Annotated in this window: 16 protein-coding genes; 9 read left to right on the top strand and 7 right to left on the bottom strand. The window is 72.6% G+C overall.

The genetic code is table 11. The annotated features are described in order from the left end of the window. The first annotated feature begins 256 nt into the window (after positions 1-256). The 5 genes from AB5J55_RS06150 to AB5J55_RS06130 all read left to right on the top strand — a co-directional run bounded on the left by AB5J55_RS06150 (position 257) and on the right by AB5J55_RS06130 (position 6513). Positions 257-982, top strand: coding sequence for a hypothetical protein (locus AB5J55_RS06150; protein WP_369269685.1), 726 nt, complete (start codon positions 257-259; stop codon positions 980-982). Next, positions 979-1524 (top strand): histidine phosphatase family protein, encoded by a 546-nt coding sequence (locus tag AB5J55_RS06145; RefSeq protein ID WP_369269684.1) that lies wholly within the window; start codon positions 979-981, stop codon positions 1522-1524. Before AB5J55_RS06150 ends, AB5J55_RS06145 begins: the two co-directional genes overlap by 4 nt. 68 nt (positions 1525-1592) lie before the next feature. Beyond that, entirely contained in the window at positions 1593-2219 is a 627-nt protein-coding gene (locus AB5J55_RS06140; RefSeq protein ID WP_369269683.1) for a YigZ family protein, read from the top strand. 137 nt (positions 2220-2356) lie between these two features. Next, positions 2357-3520 carry an exonuclease SbcCD subunit D gene (locus AB5J55_RS06135; protein WP_369269682.1) on the top strand — a complete coding sequence of 388 codons (1164 nt, stop codon included), beginning with the start codon at positions 2357-2359 and terminating at the stop codon, positions 3518-3520. Continuing rightward, a complete protein-coding gene (locus AB5J55_RS06130) occupies positions 3517-6513 on the top strand; it encodes an AAA family ATPase (protein ID WP_369269681.1) in 2997 nt (998 codons plus the stop codon). The genes AB5J55_RS06135 and AB5J55_RS06130 overlap by 4 nt, the downstream gene beginning before the upstream one ends. A gap of 37 nt (positions 6514-6550) precedes the next feature. On the opposite strand, the gene AB5J55_RS06125 is transcribed toward AB5J55_RS06130, so the two are convergent. Then, on the bottom strand, positions 6551-6997 hold the full coding sequence (locus AB5J55_RS06125; protein ID WP_369269680.1) for an Lrp/AsnC family transcriptional regulator: 447 nt from the start codon (positions 6995-6997) through the stop codon (positions 6551-6553). A 95-nt stretch (positions 6998-7092) separates the two neighbouring features. Between AB5J55_RS06125 and AB5J55_RS06120 the strand changes: the two genes are divergently transcribed. The 3 genes from AB5J55_RS06120 (at position 7093) to AB5J55_RS06110 (ending at position 9039) form a co-directional block, all read left to right on the top strand. Continuing rightward, positions 7093-7569: a rhodanese-like domain-containing protein gene (locus AB5J55_RS06120; protein WP_369269679.1), complete on the top strand. Its 477-nt coding sequence runs from the start codon at positions 7093-7095 to the stop codon at positions 7567-7569. Positions 7570-7626: 57 nt separating this feature from the next. Beyond that, the gene (locus AB5J55_RS06115; RefSeq protein WP_369269678.1) at positions 7627-8142 is read left to right on the top strand and encodes an immunity 21 family protein; all 516 of its coding nucleotides are present in this window, start codon (positions 7627-7629) and stop codon (positions 8140-8142) included. A 63-nt stretch (positions 8143-8205) separates the two neighbouring features. Continuing rightward, positions 8206-9039, top strand: a complete 834-nt coding sequence (locus AB5J55_RS06110) for an SDR family oxidoreductase (RefSeq protein WP_369269677.1) — start codon at positions 8206-8208, stop codon at positions 9037-9039. Positions 9040-9121: 82 nt separating this feature from the next. Here the strand turns inward: AB5J55_RS06110 and AB5J55_RS06105 are convergent, their stop codons facing one another. Further along, the gene (locus tag AB5J55_RS06105) at positions 9122-10810 is read right to left on the bottom strand and encodes a DUF885 domain-containing protein (protein WP_369269676.1); all 1689 of its coding nucleotides are present in this window, start codon (positions 10808-10810) and stop codon (positions 9122-9124) included. Positions 10811-10874: 64 nt separating this feature from the next. Then, the gene (locus tag AB5J55_RS06100) at positions 10875-11381 is read right to left on the bottom strand and encodes an Lrp/AsnC family transcriptional regulator (RefSeq protein ID WP_369269675.1); all 507 of its coding nucleotides are present in this window, start codon (positions 11379-11381) and stop codon (positions 10875-10877) included. 118 nt (positions 11382-11499) lie between these two features. Here AB5J55_RS06100 and AB5J55_RS06095 point away from each other — a divergent pair, with 118 nt between their 5' ends. Beyond that, on the top strand, positions 11500-12741 hold the full coding sequence (locus AB5J55_RS06095; protein ID WP_369269674.1) for a PLP-dependent aspartate aminotransferase family protein: 1242 nt from the start codon (positions 11500-11502) through the stop codon (positions 12739-12741). 3 nt (positions 12742-12744) lie between these two features. Here the strand turns inward: AB5J55_RS06095 and AB5J55_RS06090 are convergent, their stop codons facing one another. The 4 genes from AB5J55_RS06090 to AB5J55_RS06075 all read right to left on the bottom strand — a co-directional run bounded on the left by AB5J55_RS06090 (position 12745) and on the right by AB5J55_RS06075 (position 20082). Then, positions 12745-14124 (bottom strand): GNAT family N-acetyltransferase, encoded by a 1380-nt coding sequence (locus AB5J55_RS06090; RefSeq protein WP_369269673.1) that lies wholly within the window; start codon positions 14122-14124, stop codon positions 12745-12747. A 97-nt stretch (positions 14125-14221) separates the two neighbouring features. After that, a complete protein-coding gene (locus tag AB5J55_RS06085; protein ID WP_369269672.1) occupies positions 14222-16921 on the bottom strand; it encodes a DUF6493 family protein in 2700 nt (899 codons plus the stop codon). Then, a complete protein-coding gene (locus tag AB5J55_RS06080; protein ID WP_369269671.1) occupies positions 16918-18327 on the bottom strand; it encodes an SWIM zinc finger family protein in 1410 nt (469 codons plus the stop codon). Before AB5J55_RS06080 ends, AB5J55_RS06085 begins: the two co-directional genes overlap by 4 nt. A gap of 180 nt (positions 18328-18507) precedes the next feature. Then, a complete protein-coding gene (locus AB5J55_RS06075) occupies positions 18508-20082 on the bottom strand; it encodes an alkaline phosphatase (RefSeq protein WP_369269670.1) in 1575 nt (524 codons plus the stop codon). Positions 20083-20204 lie beyond the last annotated feature (122 nt).

The following is a 20204-nucleotide window of genomic DNA, read 5'->3' as shown; positions in this document are numbered from 1 at the left end:
GGATTCCCCGACACGCCGCGGATCCTCGGAACCCTGGTCCGAGCTCCTGTCCGGGCGGGCCGGTGCGCAGTACCGTTCGGGCAGTCCGCACGGCAGGGGGTGGCGATGCCCGGGTACGACAGACGCCTCGCGCGCGTGAATGGGCTGTACGACCATGGATGACCAGCCAAGTCCCGGCAGACCCGACGCCCGCCACGCTGACGGGAAAGCGGGCCGGATGGCTGCGGACGACCGCGCGTGCGCCTACGCTCGCTCCGTGCTGCGCATCATCGACGTCCGAACCGGCAAGCCCGTCGACGCCGCGCCCGCCCGCCGCGGCCTGACCCGCATCGAGGCGCATACGGAGGGCTTCGACGTCACCGCCCTGCGGGTGCTGCTGGTCGCCGACCTCCTCGTCCGCGCCCTGGAGCTCGGCGGTACGCCGGTCTGGTCACTGCTCGACGAGGAGCGGCAGCGGGCGGAGTTGCGAGCGGGCGCCGCGGCGCTCGGCATCCGGCCCTTCGAGGAGGGCCGGGACGCGGCCTCGGGCGGCCTGGGCGAGGCACAGGTGATCCACGTCGTACGCGAAGGCGGTGACGCGGAACCCGACGGCGTACGGGTCGCCGTCGCGCCCGTGCACTCGGAGGCACCCCCCGAGGAGGGCGACCCCGCCGCCCTGCGCCTCGCACTGCTCTCGCGGCGCAGAAGCGTGCCCGTACGACTCGACGTGGCCGCGCTGGCCGAGGCCCACGACACGCTCGTCCGCTGGCGTCGTGCCGTCGCGGGCTGGGCGCAGCGGCCGTCACGGCCCATTCCCGACGAGGTGCGCACAGAACTGCGTACCGCCTGGGAGGACGACCTCGACGTACCCGGCGTGCTCGGGGTCCTGCGCTGGGTGGAGACCGCGCCGGAGCTGTCGGACGGCGCCCGCTTCGAGACGTACGCCTACGCCGACCGGCTCCTCGGCCTCGACCTCGCGCGCGACCTGGGAAACCCGGCATGACCGCGCGCGTGGGAGCGGGTCCGCTGCGCCGCCTGGTCGTGCTGCGGCACGCCAAGTCGGCCTGGCCGGTCGGTGTCGCCGACCACGAACGCCCTCTCGCCCCACGCGGCCTGCGCGACGCCCCGGTCGCGGGCCGGATGCTCGCCGAGGCCGACTGCCTGCCGGACCTCGCCCTGTGCTCGACCGCCGTACGCGCGCGTGCGACCTGGGAACTGGCGGCCTCCCAGTGGGGCACGCCGCCACCGGTGCGTCACGACCCGCGGCTGTACGCGGCCGACGTGCCCGACCTGCTGGCGGTCGTGCACGAGGTGTCCGCCGAGGTCGAGACGCTGCTGCTGGTCGGGCACAACCCCGGCCTGGAGGACCTCGTCCTCGACCTCGCGGGCGACGACCTCGACGATGCGCTCGACGAGGTCCGTACGAAGTTCCCGACGTCGGCGATCGCCGTACTGGCCTGGCACGGCCCCGCATGGCGGGCTCTCACGCCGGGTACGGCGTTGCTGACGGGGGTGATGGTGGCGCGGGGCAAAAAGAAGACATGAACCGATGACCGGCTGTGGCCTCGGGCCTCGGGACGAGGGTCCGCGGAAGGTCGGCATAGGCTGGCCGGATGCAGGACGAGTACCGCACAGTCGCCCACGCGGGCGTGCACGAGACCGAGGTCAACCGCTCACGCTTCATCTGTGCGCTCGCCCCGGCGGCCACCGAACAGGAGGCCCAGGACTTCATCGCCGGCATCCGCAAGGAGCACGCGGACGCCACCCACAACTGCTGGGCCTACGTCATCGGTGCCGACGCCGCGATCCAGAAGGCCAGTGACGACGGCGAACCGGGCGGCACGGCCGGCGTCCCCATGCTCCAGATGCTGCTGCGCCGAGACATGCGGTACGTCGTCGCCGTCGTCACCCGCTACTACGGCGGCGTGAAGCTCGGCGCGGGCGGGCTCATCCGGGCCTACGGCGGTGCCGTGGGGGAGGCGATGGACGAGCTCGGCACGCTCACCCGCCGCCGCTTCCGGCTGGCCACGGTGACCGTCGACCACCAGCGCGCGGGAAAGGTGGAGAACGACCTCAGGTCGACCGGGCGCGAGGTCCGGGACGTGCGGTACGGCGAGGCGGTGACGATCGAGATCGGCCTGCCGGACGCCGACGTGGAGGCGTTCCGGGCGTGGCTGGCGGACGCGACGGCAGGGGCGGCGGGGTTCGAACTCGGGGGAGAGGCGTACGGGGACGCGTGAGGGGCTGGGCTGGGCGACAACCGAGCCGGACATGGTGGGTGAAATGTCCGTAACGGGCGCATGGAGTCCCTGTCATGACGGGGCGATACGGGAGTAACCGCCCGTGCTGTCAGACCCGGCCGTTAGTCTCGGGGATCATGAGGCTGCTGCACACTTCCGACTGGCATCTCGGCAGGGCGTTCCACCGGGTGAACATGCTCGGGGCCCAGGCCGAGTTCATCGGTCACCTCGTCGCGACCGTGCGTGAGCGCGGTGTGGACGCGGTGGTCGTGTCGGGAGACGTGTACGACCGGGCGGTGCCGCCGCTCGCCGCGGTCGAGCTGTTCGACGACGCCCTGCACCGGCTCGCCGACCTCGGCGTCCCGACGGTGATGATCTCGGGAAATCATGACTCGGCCCGTCGGCTCGGTGTGGGAGCGGGGCTGATCGGCCGTGCGGGTGTCCATCTGCGGACCGAGCCGTCGGCGTGCGGGACGCCGGTCGTGCTGCGGGACGACTTCGGCGATGTGGCCTTCTACGGGCTGCCGTATCTCGAACCCGCCCTGGTGAAGGACGAGTTCGGCGTCGACAAGCCCGGACACGAGGCCGTGCTCGCCGCCGCCATGGGCCGGGTGCGCGCGGACCTCGCCGCACGCGCGCGTGGCACGCGGTCGGTCGTCCTCGCGCACGCCTTCGTCACCGGGGGCGAGGCCAGCGACAGTGAGCGGGACATCACCGTCGGCGGGGTGGCCGCGGTGCCCGCGGGGGTCTTCGACGGCGTCGACTACGTGGCGCTGGGCCACCTCCACGGCTGCCAGACCATCACCGAGCGCGTCCGCTACTCGGGCTCGCCCCTGCCGTACTCCTTCTCCGAGGCCGATCACCGCAAGAGCATGTGGCTCGTCGACCTGGACGCCGACGGAGCGGTCACCGCCGAGCGGGTCGAGTGCCCGGCGCCGCGTGCGCTGGCCCGGATCCGGGGGACGCTGGAGGACCTGCTCGCCGACCCCGCGCTCACGCGGTGCGAGGAGGCCTGGATCGAGGCGACGCTCACGGACGCCGTGCGCCCGGCCGACCCCATGGCCCGCCTCGCAGAGCGCTTCCCGCACACGCTCAGTCTCGTCTTCGACCCCGAGCGGGCGCCCGACGATCCCGAGGTGTCCTATGCGCAGCGGCTCGCGGGCCGGAGTGATCAGGAGATCGCGGAGGACTTCGTGGCACATGTGCGCGGGGCCGGACCGGACGAGCACGAACAGGGCGTGCTGAAGGACGCGTTCGACGCGGTGCGGACCGACGAGGTTGTCCGGGAGGTGGCGCGGTGAGGCTCCATCGCCTCGACGTGACGGCCTTCGGGCCCTTCGGCGGTTCGCAGACCGTCGACTTCGACGCGCTGTCCCTGGCCGGCCTCTTCCTGCTGCACGGACCGACCGGCGCCGGCAAGACCTCCGTCCTGGACGCCGTCTGCTATGCGCTCTACGGCACCGTGCCGGGTGCCCGCCAGAGCGGCCAGGGCATGGCCCTGCGCAGCGATCACGCCGCGGCCGGCACGCGCACGGAGGTCCGGCTCGAACTCACCGTCGCCGGACGACGGTTGGAGGTCACCCGGCAGCCGCCCTGGGAGCGCCCCAAGAAGCGCGGCTCGGGCACGACGCTCGACAAGGCTCAGACCTGGCTGCGTGCGTACGACGCGCAGGCCGGGGCCTGGAAGGACCTCAGCCGTTCGCACCAGGAGATCGGCGAGGAGATCACCCAGCTGCTCGGCATGAGCCGTGAGCAGTTCTGCCAGGTCGTGCTGTTGCCCCAGGGCGACTTCGCGCGCTTCCTGCGCGCCGACGCCGAGGCGCGCGGCAAGCTGCTGGGCCGCCTCTTCGACACTCATCGTTTCGCCGAGGTCGAGAAGCGCCTCGCCGAGCGCCGGCGGGCGGCCGAGGCCCAGGTGCGGGACGGCGACGCCGCGTTGCTGGCCGACGCCCACCGGATGCAGCAGGCGGCGGGTAACGCGATGCAGTTGCCGCCCGACCTCGCACCGGGCGAGCCGGGCCTTGCCGAGGCCATCCTCGGTGCTGCCGCCATCGCCCGCAGCACCGCCCGCGAGCAGCTGACCGTCGCCCACTGCCGCCTCCTGGCCGCCGAGTCCGCTCAGGCAGCCGCCGAGCGCGCCCTGGCCGACGTACGCGAAGTGGCCCGGCTGCAGCGGCGGTTCACCGAGGCACGGGAGCGGGCCGCGCTGCTGGAGGAGCGCGCCGACGGCTACCGGCAGGCGCAGGCCCGGATGGAGCGGTCCCGCAAGGCGGAGGCCGTGGCGCCCGCGCTGGAGCTGCGTGACGCCGCCGAGGCGGAGCACCGGCGGGCGGAGGCGGCCGAGGCACGCGCGCGTGGACTGTTGCCGGAGACCTTCGCGGGGGCAGGCGCCGCCGGGCTCGCGGTCGCCGCGCGCCGGGCGGCCGAGGAACTGGGCGGACTGGAGTCTGCGCGTCGCGGCGAACAGCGACTGGCCGACCTCGTCGACGAGCGCGACGAGCTGGACCGTCAGGAGCGGGCCGACGAGGGCCTGCTGCAGGACGCCGAGGACTGGCTCGCAGGCTGGGAGGAGAACCGCGCCGCACTGCAGGCCCGTATCGACACCGCCCAGGACGCCGCGACCCGGGCCGAGCAGCTCGCCGTACAGCGTGAGCCCGCGCAGCAGCGGCTCGGTGCCGCGCGCATGCGTGACCAGCTCGCCGGTGACACGGACGCGGCCGCCGGACAGGCCCGACTCGCCCAGGAACAGGTGCTCGAGGCCAAGGCGCACTGGCTCGACGTGAAGGAACAGCGCCTGAACGGCATCGCCGCCGAACTGGCCGCCCAGCTGCAGGACGGCGAGCCCTGCGCGGTCTGCGGGGCCACCGAGCACCCCGCTCCCGCCCGCAAGGACGCCGGGCACGTGGACCGGGAGGCGGAGGAGCGCGCACTGGCCGCCTACCAGCAGGCGGAGGAACGGCACAGCGAGAAGGAGCGCCACCTGGGCGTCGTACGCGAGGCACTGGCCGCCGCCACGGCCGAAGCCGGAGACTCGCCGACCGATCAACTGGCCACGCACTGCGAGGAGCTGGAGCGCCTGTGGGCGCAGGCCCGCCGGGACGCGTCCGCGCTGCATCCGGCGCACGAGGAACTGCGCCGGGCCGAGGCGGAGTACGAGCAGCGGACCGCCGACCGGCAGCGCGCGGCGGTCAGAGTCGCGTCCCGGGTGGGCCACCGCGAGCGGCTGGACCGGGAACGGACCACCCTGGAGGGGGAGTTGGCCCAGGCCCGCGGCACCGCCGCCAGCGTGGCCGCGCGAGCCGCCCAACTGGAGCGGCAGGCCGAGCTGCTCACCGACGCCGCCGACACCGCGCGCGCCGCGGAGGACATCACCCAACGGCTCAAGGACGCCGACGCCCGCCTGGCCGACGCCGCCTTCCGCGCGGGCTTCGACACCCCGCAGGCCGCTGCCGCCGCGCTCCTCGACGACGCCGCCCACCGTGACCTCCAACGACGGCTGGATGCCTGGCAGTCCGAGGAGTCGGCCGTACGCGCCGTCCTCGCCGAGTCCGACACGTCAGCCGCCGCCCAGCAGCCGCCGGCCGAGGTGGGGTCCGCGGAGCGCGCCGCTTCCGCAGCGGCCCAGCGGGCCCGCGATGCCGCCTCCGCGCGTGACGCCGCCGCCCGGCGCTGTACCGAGCTCGACCGGCTGTCCGCGCGCGCGACCGCCGCCGTGCGCCAACTCGCCCCGCTGCGCGAGGAGTACGACCGCGTGGCCCGCCTCGCCACGCTCACCGCCGGCACATCGTCGGACAACGAGCGCAAGATGCGCCTGGAGTCGTACGTCCTGGCGGCCCGCCTCGAACAGGTCGCCGCCGCCGCGACCGTGCGGCTGCAACGCATGTCGTCCGGCCGCTACACCCTCGTCCACTCCGACGACCGGGCCGGCCGTGGCCGCAGCGGGCTCGGGCTGCATGTCGTCGACGCCTGGACCGGGCGGGAGCGGGACACGGCGACGCTGTCGGGCGGGGAGACGTTCTTCGCCTCTCTCGCCCTCGCTCTCGGCCTCGCGGATGTCGTGACCGACGAGGCCGGCGGGGTCCGCCTGGACACGCTCTTCATCGACGAGGGCTTCGGCAGCCTCGACGACCAGACCCTGGACGAGGTGCTCGACGTGCTCGACTCCCTGCGCGAGCGCGACCGCAGCGTCGGGATCGTCAGCCATGTCGCGGATCTGCGGCGGCGGATCCATGCGCAGTTGGAGGTCGTGAAGGGGAGATCGGGGTCGGTGCTGCGGCAACGGGGTGTCGGGTGACGTCAGCGGCCCAGGGGGTGGCCGGGCAGGGGTGGCGTCAGTGGCCGAGCGGACGGCGGGGCAGAGGGGACGAGTAGACGACGCTTGTCGTTACCGAGCCCAGTGTGCCGATCTTGCCGGACACCTCCTCCAGATGCCGCATCGAACGGGCCATGACCTTGATGACGAAACAGTCGTCACCGGTGACGTGATGGGCCTCCAGAATCTCGGGCGTCGCGGCGACCAGGTCGTGGAACGGCTTGTAGTTGCCGTTGGGGTACCGGAGGCGGACGAAGGCCAGGATCGGCAGGCCCAGCCGCTCGGGGTCCACCACGGCGGCGTAGCCCTGGATGACGCCCGCCTCCTCCAGCCGCCGCACCCGCTCGGTGACCGCACTCGCGGACATGGACACGGCCCTGGCGAGCTCGGCGAAGCTGGCGCGGCCGTCGCGCTGGAGGACGTCGAGGATGCGCCAGTCGGTGGCGTCCGGGGAATACGCGGTCATGGCCGAGGAATAGCAGGGCATTCCCCGGCGGATCAAGAGGAGCGCAGGGGATTTCCTCTTCAGGGCGTGGGATCACCGGTCGTAGATTTTCGGTCATGACGACTACGCCCAACGCTGTCCTGCGCGTCGCACCCGCCACGCCTGCCCAGGCCGCCACCCACTTCCGTGCCAGCCTCGTCTTCCACGCCGATGTGTCCGATGTCGCCGCCGCGCTCGCGGCCGACGCCGACCCCGGCTTCGTCGTCCTGGACTCCCGTTCCACCGAGTCCTGGGACCAGGGCCACATCCCCGGCTCGATCCACCTCCCCACCGCGCTGATCCCCGAGCAGGCGGATCAGCTCCTCGACAGGTCCGTGCCTGTCGTGACGTACTGCTGGGGCCCCGGCTGCAACGGTGCGACCAGGGCCGCCCTGGCCCTTGCCGAACTCGGCTACCAGGTCAAGGAGATGCTCGGCGGATTCGAGTACTGGGCGCGAGAGGGCTTCGAGTACGAGACCTGGCAGGGGCGAGGGCGTCGAGAGGCCGACCCGCTGACCGCACCGCGAATGGGTGCTGACAACTGCGGCTGCTGAAGCGGTAGTTGGGCACGGTGATCCGAGCGCAACGTGGGGCGTGTAGGTTCTGCTGCCATGGTGCGATACGCGGAACCGAGCGCGGTGGAGTGGGTGGAGTCGGGCGGCGGTCCGCTGATAGCGGTGCCGGAGACGGTGCTTCCGTTCTGGGCGGGCGCCGACGGTGACGAGACGGCCTCGGACTACGACCGGGCCTGCGAAATCGACGGCTTCGTCGGACTCCTGCCCGTGGGAGACAGCGCGGCACTGGTGCTCGGCGACGAGCCCGCCTCGACCACCTACCTGCCCGACCAGGGCATCTTCGTGCGCTGGTGCGCGGCCGACTCCGAAGCGGAACTGCTGGCCCGGGTCCCGGACGCCCTCGCCACGGCGGCCTGGGGACACGAGGTGCGCTGGAACGTGCCCGGGACCGTGGTCCTGTTCGACTCGGCCTGGCCGGGGCGGGAGACGGAACGCACCGAGCATCTGCGCGTGACCCTGGAACCGGGGGCGTACGCCGTCCGAGCCGCGCAGGTTCAGCCCGGCCCGGAGATCTGGCTGGGGCTCATCGAGCTGCGACGGCTGCCGCACTGACGCCACCCAGGTGCGTGAATATCCGGGTGCGCCGCACCCGGTCGATCGCCATCATGATCTGCCATGCCTCGACTTCCGCACCCCACCCCCGAAGACCTGCGCCGTGACCCTCTGCCCCTGCGCGGCCGGACCGCTCTGGTCACGGGGGCCAGCAGACGCGCCGGCATCGGCCATGCGGTGGCACGGCGGCTCGCCGCCTACGGAGCGAGTGTCTATCTGCACCACCATGTACCGCACGACGCCGTCATGCCCTGGGGAGCCGACAGCCCGGACGACGTCGTCGCCTCCGTGCGCGCGGCGCTCGGCGACCCCGATGCCCAGGTCCTCGCGGGACCCGGCGACCTGTCCGACCCGGCCGCGCCCGCCGAACTGATCGCCACGGCCGCCACGGCATTGGGCGGACAGCTCGACATCCTGATCGCCAACCATGCCGTCAGCGGCTGCGACGGCACCCTCGACGAGATCGACGCCGCGATGCTCGACACGCACTGGGCCGTCGACACCCGTGCGGTACTGCTCCTCGTCCAGGCCCACGCCCGGCTGAGGCCGGCCGGTCCCGGCGGCCGCGTCGTGATGATGACCTCCGGGCAGGACATCGCAGGCGGCATGCCCGGGGAGATCGCCTACGCCCTGCAGAAGGGTGCCCTGGCCTCGATCACCCGCTCGCTGTCCACCACGCTCGCCGGGCAGGGCATCACGGTGAACACCGTCAACCCCGGCCCCGTCGACACGGACTACCTGACGGGCGAGGCGTACCAGGCCGTGGCCGCCCGCTTCCCCGCCCGCCGGTGGGGCATGCCCGACGACCCCGCCCGCCTCATCGCCTGGCTGGCGACGGACGAGGCGGGCTGGATCACCGGGGAGGTCATCAACTCCGAGGGGGGATTCCTGCGTTGAGGTGACGATGCCGGAGGTTGAAGGGGACGATGCCGGAGCCTGCAGCAGGCGTCGGCCTGCGCGGCAGGCGCCGGCGTCCGCCTCAGAGCCGGGCCAGCTCGTCCACCAGGTCGTCCAGGCCCAGGGAACCCTGGGACAGGGCCGCCATGTGCCACGCCTTGAGGTCGAAGGCGTCGCCATGCCGCTCGCGGGCCTTCTCGCGGCCAAGCAGCCACGCCCGCTCGCCCAGCTTGTAGCCGATGGCCTGGCCCGGAATCGTGAGATAACGGGTCAGCTCGCTCTCCACGAAGTCCGCCGGACGGCTGCTGTGCGAGCCGAAGAATTCCTGGGCGAGCTCCGGAGTCCAGCGCTCGCCCGGGTGGAACGGGGAGTCGGCCGGGATCTCCAGCTCCAGGTGCATGCCGATGTCGACGATGACCCGCGCGGCCCGCATCATCTGCGCGTCGAGGTAGCCCAGCCGGTGCTCCGGGTCCGTGAGGAAGCCGAGCTCGTCCATGAGCCGCTCCGCGTACAGGGCCCAGCCCTCGGCGTTGGCGCTGACCCCGCCGATGGTGGCCTGGTAGCGGGAGAGGTTCCCGGCGACGTACGTCCACTGCGCGAGCTGGAGGTGATGGCCCGGCACACCCTCGTGGTACCAGGTCGAGACCAGGTCGTAGACCGGGAAGCGGGTCTGTCCCATCGTCGGCAGCCAGGTGCGGCCAGGTCGCGAGAAGTCCTCGGAGGGGGCCGTGTAGTACGGGGCCGCCGCGCCGCCGGGCGGGGCGATGCACGACTCCACCTTGCGTACCGGCCCGGCGAGTTCGAAGTGCGTGCCGTCGAGCTTCTCGATCGCCTCGTCCATCAGGCCCTGGAGCCAGTCGCGGACCTCGTCGACGCCCTCGATGTGGTGGCCGTGCTCGTCGAGGTGCGCCAGTGCCACCCATGGGGTCGCGGCGCCGGGAAGGATCTTCGCCGCCTCCTTCTTCATCTCGCCGAGCAGCCGGTGGTACTCGGCCCAGCCGTACGCGTACGCCTCGTCCAGGTCGAGGTCGATGCCGTTGAAGTAGCGCGCCCAGCGGGCGTACCGCTCGCGGCCCACCGTGTTCGGGGCGCCCTCCGTCGCCGGCGCGTACACGTCGCGCATCCAGTCCCGCAGCTCCACCACGGCGGCCGTGGCCCCGCGGGCGGCCTCGTCCAGCTCCGCGCGCAGCGAATCGGGCCCGGCCGACACGAAGTCCTCGAACCAGCCTTGCCCTTCGCCGGTGTCGGACCACTCGGTGAGCTGCTCGACGAACGTGGCGGTCGGACGCGGGGCCGCGTACAGCTTGCGCTCCAGGCCCAGGGTGAGGGACTCGCGGTAGCCCGCGTACGCGGTCGGCACCGCGCGCAGCCGCTCGGCGATCGCCGCCCAGTCCTCGTCGGTCTGGTTCGGGGTGACGGTGAAGATCTCGCGCACCGAGTGCGCGGGCGTGGCCATGTTGCCGACCGCTCGCAGACCCTCGTCGGCCTCGTGCACGGCGAGTTCCGCGGTGAGCCGCTCCCGCAGCAGGCGCGCGCACCGGCGCTCGATGTCACTGTCCGCGCCGGGCAGCCGCTCGGCTTCGTCGAGCCGGGCGAGCGTGGCCCGCGCGAGGTCCGCGAGCGCGTCCTGGCCCGCGGGGGAGAGGTCGGGCAGCTTGCTCGAACTCTCCTTCACGCCAAGGTACGTACCGGTCACCGGGTCGAGGGCGATGAGCTCGTCGACATACGCGTCGGCGACCTCACGGGGCAGCGGGCTGTTGGTCTCAGACATGCGGTCCATCCTCATACGGCGACCGGCGCCGCGTCAGCCCGGTTTCTCCGGCGCTTGTCCCACATCAGCCCGATTTCGCTGAGGGCGTGTTCTCCGGCGTGTCATGTGGCAAGAGCGGGCCGCAGTCCCACTGCTGGAAGATCAACCGCGTCTCCACCCGCGCCACTTCGCGCCGGGAGGTGAACTCGTCCAGCACCAGCCGCTGCAGATCCGCCATGTCCGCGACCGCGACATGGACCAGATAGTCGTCCGGCCCGGTCAGATGGAAGACGGTCAGCGACTCCGGCATCGCCCGGATCCGCTCCACGAACGGCCCCACCAACTCCCGGCGATGCGGTCTGACCTGCACGGACAGCAGCGCCTGAAGCCCCCGGCCCAGCTTTGCCGGGTCCAGTCTGAGCTGATGGCCGAGGATCACGCCCGAACGCCGCAGCCGCGTCACCCGGTCCAGACACGTCGACGGCGCGACCCCGACCTGCGTGGCGAGGTCTCGATAGGTGGTCCGGGCGTCGTTCTGCAGGAGCCGCAGCAGATGCAGATCGACCGGATCCAGTACGACAGATTCGGCCATTGGCCGAACGTAACACGGGCATCCACCACTGGTCCCCGCCCGCTGTTCAGTCTTCCGCTGTTCGGCCCTCAGCCCATGGCTGCCCATGGACCCAGCGAGCAGGGAGGCATACGACCTTATGCACGGGTACGACGACGTACGCACCGCACCGAGAGCACTCGCCACCGAGGCCGTGCACGCCGGCCGCGACGACCTCGCCCGTCAGGGCCTGCACGCTCCGCCGATCGATCTGTCCACCACCTACCCCTCCTACGACAGCCGCGGCGAGGCCGCCCGCATCGACGCCTTCGCCGCCACCGGCGCCGAGCCGGACGGCCCGCCCGTCTACGGCCGCCTGGGCAACCCGACCGTCGCCCGCTTCGAGACAGCGCTCGCCCGGCTGGAGGGCACCGAGGCGTCGGTCGCCTTCGCCAGCGGGATGGCGGCACTGAGCGCCGTTCTTCTCGCACGCGCGTCGATGGGCCTGCGCCACGTCGTCGCCGTACGTCCCCTGTACGGCTGCAGCGACCATCTGCTGACCGCCGGAGTGCTGGGCTCGGAGGTGACCTGGACCGACCCGGCCGGAATCGCGGAGGCGCTGCGTCCGGACACCGGCCTGGTGATGGTCGAGTCCCCGGCGAATCCCACGCTCGCCGAGGTGGACCTGCGGGCGGTGGCCCATGCCTGCGGCTCCGTGCCGCTGCTCGCGGACAACACCTTCGCCACGCCGGTGCTCCAGCGCCCCGCGGAACAGGGCGCGCGGCTCGTGCTGCACAGCGCCACCAAGTACCTCGGCGGCCACGGGGACGTGATGGCGGGCGTGGTGGCCTGCGACGAGGAGTTCGCCGGGCGGCTGCGGCAGATACGGTTCGCCACGGGCGGCGTCCTGCATCCGCTGGCCGGCTATCTGCTGCTGCGGGGCCTGTCGACCCTCCCGGTGCGGGTACGGGCCGCCTCAGCGAGCGCCGCCGAACTCGCCCGCCGCCTGGCCGACGACCCGCGCGTCGCCCGCGTCCACTATCCGCGCATCGGCGGTGCCATGATCGCCTTCGAGGTCCACGGCGACCCGCACGAGGTCATCGCCGACGTCCGCCTGATCACCCCCGCCGTGAGCCTCGGCAGCGTCGACACCCTCATCCAGCACCCGGCGTCCATCAGCCACCGCATCGTCGACGCGGACGACCGACGCGACGCCGGGGTGAGCGACCGGCTGCTGCGGATGTCGGTGGGGCTGGAGGACGTGGAGGACCTGTGGATGGACCTGGACGGAGCGCTGGGGACGGCCCCGCGCCCCCGGAGGGGCGCGGGGCCGCAACGACATGCGGCTCCGCCACGGGGCGCGACCAGCCACGGCGAACCGGCTGTCGCCGGCCGCCAGTAGCCCCTACGGCGCCTCGGGGTACCCCCACTCACTCGAACTCGACACGCGCCCCACAACCCCCACGGCCCCTTCCGGCTCACCGGTCGGGGCCGGCTGCTGAACCGGCGGAGCCAACCGCGCCGTGATCACCAGGGTCCCCTCCTCGATCTGATAATCGAGGGGGAGGCCCAGGGCGCGCATCGCGGCGACCATGCCGGTGTTGGACGACTGCGTCAGGGCGTACACGCTCTCGCAGCCCGCCTCGACCGCCATCCCCACCAGCCTGCGCAGCAACTCGCTGCCGATGCCGCGCCGCTGCCAGGCGTCCTCGACGAGCAGCGCGACCTCCGTCTCGTCGCCGTCCCACAGCAGGTGACCGAGCCCGACGACGCGGCCCGACACGGTCTGCACGGCGAGCGTGCGGCCGAAGCGGGGGCTGAGCAGGTGGTTGAGATACCGGTCCGCGTCACCGACCGGCCCGTGGTATCGCATCGCGAGCGTCCGCGTCGAGCACCGCTCGTGCATCTCCTTCGCGGCCTGAACGTCACCGGTGTCCGCCCGCCGCACGGTGATGTCGTTGCCCTCGGGCAGCGTCAGGACGTCCTGGCTGCCCGGCACGCGCGGGCCGAGCCGGGCGTCCAGCTCCACGAGGGCCCGCGCCCGCGCGAACTCGGTCGGCGTGAACGGCAGATATGGCCGCTCCACGGTGATCACTCCGCCTTCCGGCGCCCGCAGCCGCATCACGGTGTCCTCGAGCACGCCCTCCACGGGGACCGGTTCGGGTCCCCTTGTGCCCACGGCAGGCACTGCGGGCAGGGAGCGGATGGTGCACCGTCCGAGCAACTGCCGCAGTGCCAGCGGCAGTTCGGCGGCGTCCAGGGCGGTACGGGTGGCAAGGCCCAGCACCCGGGTCGGCGCGTCCACCAGGTCGTGGGCGTCGGCCCGCTCGATCCAGGTCCCGGAACCGCCGGCCTCCGAGACCGCACGGGTGATGTCGGCCGCCGTGAGCCCGCCGGGTGCGCGGAGCAGGAATTCGTCCACCGTGCCCTCGGCCAGCGGATGCGTCTGCAGGCTCAGTATGTCCACCCGCAGTCCGGCGAGGGCCGTGCACAGCGCGGCCAGCGACCCCGGCTCGTCCTGCACCGTCGTCCGCATCCGCCACAGGGCGCCTTCATCGGACACCGTCGCGGACGTCTCCGGCGACCGGTCCGACGGCCCGGCCTGCGCGTCGGAGCGCGGCCGGGCACCGGTATCGCCCGTCGGAGGCGCGTGACCGTGGCGGCGTGACCACCATGAGTGGAACCCCGCCGTGAAGAGTTCGGTGACCTGGACGACGTTCCTCCGCCAGGGGTGGACAGAACGTCCGGATTTCGCACGCGTCACATCAGATATGTCTCGACTCATGCACCCACTGTGAAGGAACGGTGTTGCGTGATCACGAACGCTTTGTGACCGGGCGGTAAAGAACCTTTTTGTATTGTTTTTTACCTTTTTCGTCGGGTCACGCGGCTGCCAACGCACTGCGCAGGCGCCGGGCCTGGGCCACGAGCCGGGACGAGCCACGGCGGTCCGCTGCCCGCGCCAAGTGGGGCAGTTCCTCGCGTGCCCCCGTTCGCTCGGCGCACTCCGCGGCGAGGGCAAGGAGATCCGCGAGGCCCCGTCGGGGCGCGGTCGCCCCACCGGTGGTGCCGCCGGTCGCAGCACCGGTCGCCCCGCCGGTAGTTCCGTCTGGTGCGAGGTCCGCGAGCAGGACGGGCAGGGTGTGCCGGAGCATCTCCCAGACGGCGGCGTTCGCCCCCGTGGCCGCCGCCGTGCGCGCCGACTCCACGAGCCGCGACGGCTTCACGGCCCCGCGTCGCACCAACTGCCCCAGATCCGCGCCCATCAGGGCCGCGTCGAGCTGCCCGCGCGCCGCCAGCACCAGCAGGGCGTCCACGGCGGCGAGCCGGTCCTCCGGGTGCCGCGCACCGAGCCCGTACGCCACGGCCAAGTGCACCGCGTCACCGGCCTCGCCGCCCGATTCGGCGAGCGCGGGCAAGACCGCCGCCTCGCCCCGGGTGTCGTCGACGGCGACCGCCGACAGTTCGCGCAGCATTCTGACCGCCACCAGTTCACGCTGCTCCGGCAACAGGGCCAGCCAGTGCCGGCGCATGCCGTCGCCCCAGTGCCAGCAGTGCCAGCGATCCCGGTCGAAGCTCACCGGCCGGCCCAACGGACGGAATCCGGCCGGGAAGTCACCCTGCAGCTCGGCGATCTCCCCGGATTCGACGAGTATGCGGTCCCCTGACATCTGCCGGTGGAACGCCGGCACGGCCGGAGCCCCGGTTGTCAGCCACTCGGCGAGACGCGTGCCCTCCGCCGTGCCCAGCGTCATCGCCCGCTCCGCGGCCGCTTCCGCCAACGCACGGTCACCTCGTCGGACCCGCAGCAGCGCCTGCGCGAAGTCGGCCTCCGACACCCGTGCGCCGAGCCGCCGGTACTCGTCGAGACGCGCCACCAGCTCGTCCGGCTCCAGCAGACCTGTGCCCCAGGTGGGCGTGGACAGCAGGAACGGCAGAGGCTCGGCGCGGATCCGGTACGCCGTCTCCCAGATGCGGGCCTCGAAGGCCCGGGCGAGCGGGCTGTGGCCGCAGTCGCCGGTGACGGTCCCGCGCTGGACGGCCTTGTGGAGCGTGGCCGTGAGCACCTTCCCGCACAGGGTCGCCAGCATGAGTTCGAGACCGTGCGCCGCGTTGATCAGGCCGTGGTGCCTGGTGAAGTAGTCGTCCGCGCTGTACGCGTACGCCTGCTCCCGGCCGTCCCACCAGCGGCGCGCGACGACGGGGTCCAGCGCCTCCAGCAGCCCGTCCCGATCGCGGTACGCGTGACGCACGAGTCCGTCCAGGGTCCGCTCGAATGCCGCCACGTCACCGTCGGACGCGAGCAATGCCCCGACCTCTTCGGCCAGTTCCGCCGCGGACCCGGGCGCGGGTGCGAGTCGCACGGGCTCCGGTGCGGGCGGCAACACCTCCTCGTACGGCACCGGCTCCAGCGCCTCGGAGGACGCCCCCAGGCTCTGGGCGGCACGCATCCGGAGCGTGGGGATCAACTGTGCGGCGGCGGAGGCGAGTTCCTCCCGTGTCTCGTCCGTACCGGCTTTCCCCGCATGCCGTTCCACCAGCTTCAGCGCCCGCTCCTGTACGTCCGAGTCCTCGTGTCCGAAGGCCTGGGCGACGGCGGGCAGCAGGTCGTCGGCGGCGGATGCGTCGCGGGCGAGAACCTTGCCCAGCAGGACCAGCTGGGCGCGCACGAGCTTCTTCTCGTGGCGGAAGAGGACCGCGCCCGACATCTCCGTGAGTTGACGAGTGGTCAGTTCACTGTCCAGGGCCAGGGACGCCAGCACCGACTGGGCGTGCGCGGCCACGACGGACGCGGCGTCGGAAGCCAGGGCCAGCCACTCGGCCGTGTGCTCCCGCTCCTCGTCGCGGGTCAGAGTGAGTGTGCGCAGCATGCGCAGGAACACCCGGTGGTCGGCGGCCGGACCGCCCCGCAGCAGCCGGGCCAGGCATGCGTCGACCGTGGCCTTCCGGTCCAGGACGCCTTCCGTGGTGAGCGTCGCCAGCGCCTCGGTCCAGCTGTTCGGACCCTCGTCCGCGGTCCATGCCAGACGGCTGCCGATGTCGTTCGTCTCGAAGAGCGCGGCCGTGAGCTGCGCGAGGTGCGGGTCCTTGCGCAGCCGGTCCAGGACCGTGTCACCGCGCTGCCAGACATGGCCGATGTGCTCCACCCACCCGTGGACGTAGGCCTCCGTGGTCGGCACCGGGCAGCCGGAGAGCCGTACCAGGCCCGCCATCAGCTCATACGGCACACGCGAGCCGGTCGGCCGCTCGGCCAGCCGGTGCGCCACGTCGCCGAGCCAGCTGGGGGACCGGTCGCCCAGGAGGTCGATCAGCACCGCTGGTGGAGCGGGCCACCAGCGCATGTCGGAGGCCGCCAGCCAGTTCGCCACGCCGGCCGCGCCGGTCTGGCACGCGGTCCCCGCCGCATGCAGGGTGGGATAGGCGCTGCGGGCCTGCGCGGTCCACTGATCCGCCCTCAGCTCCTTGCGCAGCGCCTTCAACTCCGGGAAGAGCGCCCGCCGTTCGGCATCCGTCATACCGTCCAGCAGGCTCACCACCTCGGCCGTCCGCCCGGCCCGTACCGCTTCCATCAGCGAACTCATCGCGCACCCCCGTCGACTCGTGCCATGTCCCGCTCCGCAGCGGCGATGCCTCGCCGCACCATCCGTACCGCCAGCGCGTGCTTGCACGGCCCGCGCCCGCCCCGGTACTTCGCCCACCACAGACAGCTGCAGCTGAGCACCCCCGCCTCGTCGCGCACCCGGTGCACGTGCCCGTCCTCGGCCGTCACCGTCCCCACGGTGCCGTCCAGGGCGACCGCGCCCGCCGCCACCAGCGTCCGCGCTGAACGCAGCCGCGGGTTGTGGCGCTCCACGCGCTCGGCGTCGTACGGCAGCTCCCGGTGGAAGTAGGCCGCCTCCGCGGTGTCGTATCCGACCCGCCCCGACGTGCCCAGGCGGACCAGCGCCGCCCGGACGCGCTCGGGCGTGAGTCCCGAGGCGGCGGCCAGGTCGGCCACGTCGACGCGGGGCTCCCACGCGAGGAGCACCGCGATCAGCTCCGCGTCCTCGGCGGCCTCGTCCGCCGCGAGTGCGTCCAGGACACCGCCCTCGCCGGAGAAGCCGCGCGAGGCGTCGGGTGACAGCGTCAGCGTCAGCCGCATGCCCGGCAGGACCACCTCCCAGGCACTGGCCGTCGCGGCGGCGCCGCCCGTGACCGAAGGGCCGTACACCCGCAGGGCCGTGGCATGTCGCAGCACCCGCTGGAGCGCGACCAGCCGCTCGGGGCCGGGCAGGCACACCGCGCCGGGCACCGCGCGCGTGGTCGGCCGCAGCCCGCTCCCCGAAGGCACCACCCATCGCGCGCCGATCGAGGCGCCCCTTGCCCCACCGCGCGGCTGGGCCCGCAGGAACCGCACGGCCTCCGCGGCCGGCAGCTCGGCCCGCAGGTCGAAGCCGGCCGCTATCACCTGGGCCTCCGCGAAGCCCCGCAGCCAGCGGTCGGGGAGCGGAACCTTCTTCTCCACGACCGGCCCGTCCAGCGTGGTCACCGCCAATTCCTCCGGGCCCACCCGCAGATGGAGGGGATCGTCGGCGCCGATCCTCGACAGGGCGTCCCGCAGGGGGTTGTTGACGTCGACGTTCGTCGTGCCGTGCCCCACCTCGTCGCCGTCCAGGCCCGGCTCCAGCACGTCCAGACGGGCGTACACCCCGCAGCAGCCTGAGAAGGACTCGAAGCGCAGCCGGTCGCCGTTCCCCGTCACCACCGGGTCGAGGGAGGCACGCAGCTGACGCTGGTAGTACCGCGCGGCCGCCACGTCGGCCACCGCGAGCAGCCCGGCGGAGGCCACCTGAGGAGACGTCAGGAAGCCTGCGAAGAACCGCGGGTGGTCCTCGACGCCCGAGGGCGTCGCACCTCGTGAGGTCTCGAGCCCCAGGCGCTGTCCGTCCGCGGCGGACTCCAGCACGGAGGGTCGGCAATAGGCCACGGCCTGCACTGATCGCGTCATGGAAAAACCGTAGAGGCGACCACTGACAATCGGTCCTGACCTGCGAAAACACGATCTGGGGCGGAGAGTTCGCCGATGGCGCGCCGGGCTCGCCGTGCTGCGGTACGACCGTGCCGCGCCCCGGGGGATGACGCCGGTGCGCGGCACGGATTCCAGGCTAAGCCCTCCCGGCCACGGGAGTTACTGGCCGACCCGGCCCGGCTGCAGGACCTGTGTGAACAGCACGGTGCCGTCGGACTCGCGCAGCCGCACCGTCAGCTCGCCGCTGCCGCCGTCGATGTCGACCTCGCCGAAGAACTGGTAGCCACCGGCGGGTGAGACGTTCGCGGTCGTCGGCGCCTTGATGAACACCCGGTCCGGACCGAAGGTGTCGTCGAGGGTGTTCGCCGGGAACGCGCCCGCGTTGAGCGGGCCGGAGACGAACTCCCAGAACGGCTCGAAGTCGGTGAACGAGGCCCGCGACGGCTGGTAGTGCTGGGCCGAGGTGTAGTGCACGTCGGCGGTCAGCCACACGGTGCCGGTGATGCGGCGGTGCTTGATGAACCGCAGCAACTCGGCGATCTGCAGCTCCCGCCCCAGCGGAGCCCCGGGGTCGCCCTGTGCGACGGCCTCGATGTTCGGCTTGCCGTCCCCGGTGTCCGGCACCACCAGACCCAGCGGCATGTCGGAGGCGATCACCTTCCACACCGCCCGGGAGCGGGCCAGCTCGCGCTTGAGCCACCGCAGCTGCTCGGCGCCGAGGATGCCCTGCGTGTCGGTGGCCTGGTCGTCGGTCGAGTTGGCGTTGCGGTAGGTGCGCATGTCCAGCACGAACACGTCCAGCAGCGGACCGTGGTTGACCACCCGGTACACGCGGCCGTCGGGGCGGCGCAGGGTGGAGATGGGGAAGTACTCCGAGAACGCCTGCCGGGCGCGTGCGGCCAGGACGTCGACGTTCTTCTCGGTGTAGCGGGAGTCGGCGAGGATCTCGCCGGGATACCAGTTGTTGGTGACCTCGTGGTCGTCCCACTGGATGATGGACGGCACCTGGGCGTTGAACCGCTTGAGGTTGTCGTCGAGCAGGTTGTAGCGGAAGTTGCCGCGGAACTCGGTCAGGGTCTCGGCGACCTTGGACTTCTCCTCGGTGGTGATGTTCCGCCAGGTGCTGCCGTCGGGCAGGGTGACCGACGCCGTGATCGGGCCGTCGGCGTAGACGTTGTCGCCGCTGCAGAGGAAGAAGTCCGGGTCCAGCGCGGACATCGCGTTGTAGATCCGGTAGCCGCCGAAGTCCGGGTTGATGCCCCAGCCCTGCCCGGCGAGGTCGCCCGACCACACGAAGCGCACTCCGTCGCGCCGCCGTGCCGAGGCCGTACGGAACGTGCCGGTCACCGGCTCGCCGGTGCGGCGCGGGTCGTCGGGGTCGGCCAGCAGCACCCGGTAGTGGATCTGCTCGCCGGACGGCAGGCCGCGCAGCCGGGTCGTGCCGGTGAAGTCCGTGTCCGCGCCGAGCAGCGGGCCGTGCCATCTGTGCGTTTTGCGGAACGACTCGGTCGCGGACGTCTCGACGATCATCCGGGCCGGACGGTCGGACCGCACCCACACCAGCCCCGAGTCGCAGGTCACGTCGCCCGTCTGTACGCCCCAGCCCGCCTTGGGACGTCCCGAAAGGGCGAACGCCGGTGCCGAGCCGAGCGCGGTGGGCAGGGTGAGCGCCGCCGAAGCGGCGAGTGAGCCGCGCAGAACGCTGCGGCGGCCCGGGGACGGACGGTGTGACATGGAGGCCTCCAGGGGCGGGATCCGGCCAGTGTGCAGTGCCACAACTACTGGTGCGCCGCAGCGCACACGGAAACCACAAGTGAACAACTGACCGTATGGGCAGAGGAACCGGTGTGCAGAAG

The organism is Streptomyces sp. R11 (assembly GCF_041051905.1).
Classification (GTDB): domain Bacteria; phylum Actinomycetota; class Actinomycetes; order Streptomycetales; family Streptomycetaceae; genus Streptomyces.
This window is presented reverse-complemented; position numbering and strand designations above follow the sequence as displayed.

Excerpts from the sequence above, each read along its gene's own strand:
- AB5J55_RS06105 (WP_369269676.1), bottom strand. The coding sequence starts at position 10,810 with ATGTCTGAGACCAACAGCCCGCTGCCCCGTGAGGTCGCCGACGCGTAT.
- AB5J55_RS06110 (WP_369269677.1), top strand. The coding sequence starts at position 8,206 with ATGCCTCGACTTCCGCACCCCACCCCCGAAGACCTGCGCCGTGACCCT.
- AB5J55_RS06135 (WP_369269682.1), top strand. The coding sequence starts at position 2,357 with ATGAGGCTGCTGCACACTTCCGACTGGCATCTCGGCAGGGCGTTCCAC.
- AB5J55_RS06140 (WP_369269683.1), top strand. The coding sequence starts at position 1,593 with ATGCAGGACGAGTACCGCACAGTCGCCCACGCGGGCGTGCACGAGACC.
- AB5J55_RS06095 (WP_369269674.1), top strand. The coding sequence starts at position 11,500 with ATGCACGGGTACGACGACGTACGCACCGCACCGAGAGCACTCGCCACC.
- AB5J55_RS06100 (WP_369269675.1), bottom strand. The coding sequence starts at position 11,381 with ATGGCCGAATCTGTCGTACTGGATCCGGTCGATCTGCATCTGCTGCGG.
- AB5J55_RS06080 (WP_369269671.1), bottom strand. The coding sequence starts at position 18,327 with ATGACGCGATCAGTGCAGGCCGTGGCCTATTGCCGACCCTCCGTGCTG.
- AB5J55_RS06090 (WP_369269673.1), bottom strand. The coding sequence starts at position 14,124 with ATGAGTCGAGACATATCTGATGTGACGCGTGCGAAATCCGGACGTTCT.
- AB5J55_RS06115 (WP_369269678.1), top strand. The coding sequence starts at position 7,627 with ATGGTGCGATACGCGGAACCGAGCGCGGTGGAGTGGGTGGAGTCGGGC.
- AB5J55_RS06120 (WP_369269679.1), top strand. The coding sequence starts at position 7,093 with ATGACGACTACGCCCAACGCTGTCCTGCGCGTCGCACCCGCCACGCCT.
- AB5J55_RS06075 (WP_369269670.1), bottom strand. The coding sequence starts at position 20,082 with ATGTCACACCGTCCGTCCCCGGGCCGCCGCAGCGTTCTGCGCGGCTCA.
- AB5J55_RS06085 (WP_369269672.1), bottom strand. The coding sequence starts at position 16,921 with ATGAGTTCGCTGATGGAAGCGGTACGGGCCGGGCGGACGGCCGAGGTG.
- AB5J55_RS06125 (WP_369269680.1), bottom strand. The coding sequence starts at position 6,997 with ATGACCGCGTATTCCCCGGACGCCACCGACTGGCGCATCCTCGACGTC.
- AB5J55_RS06145 (WP_369269684.1), top strand. The coding sequence starts at position 979 with ATGACCGCGCGCGTGGGAGCGGGTCCGCTGCGCCGCCTGGTCGTGCTG.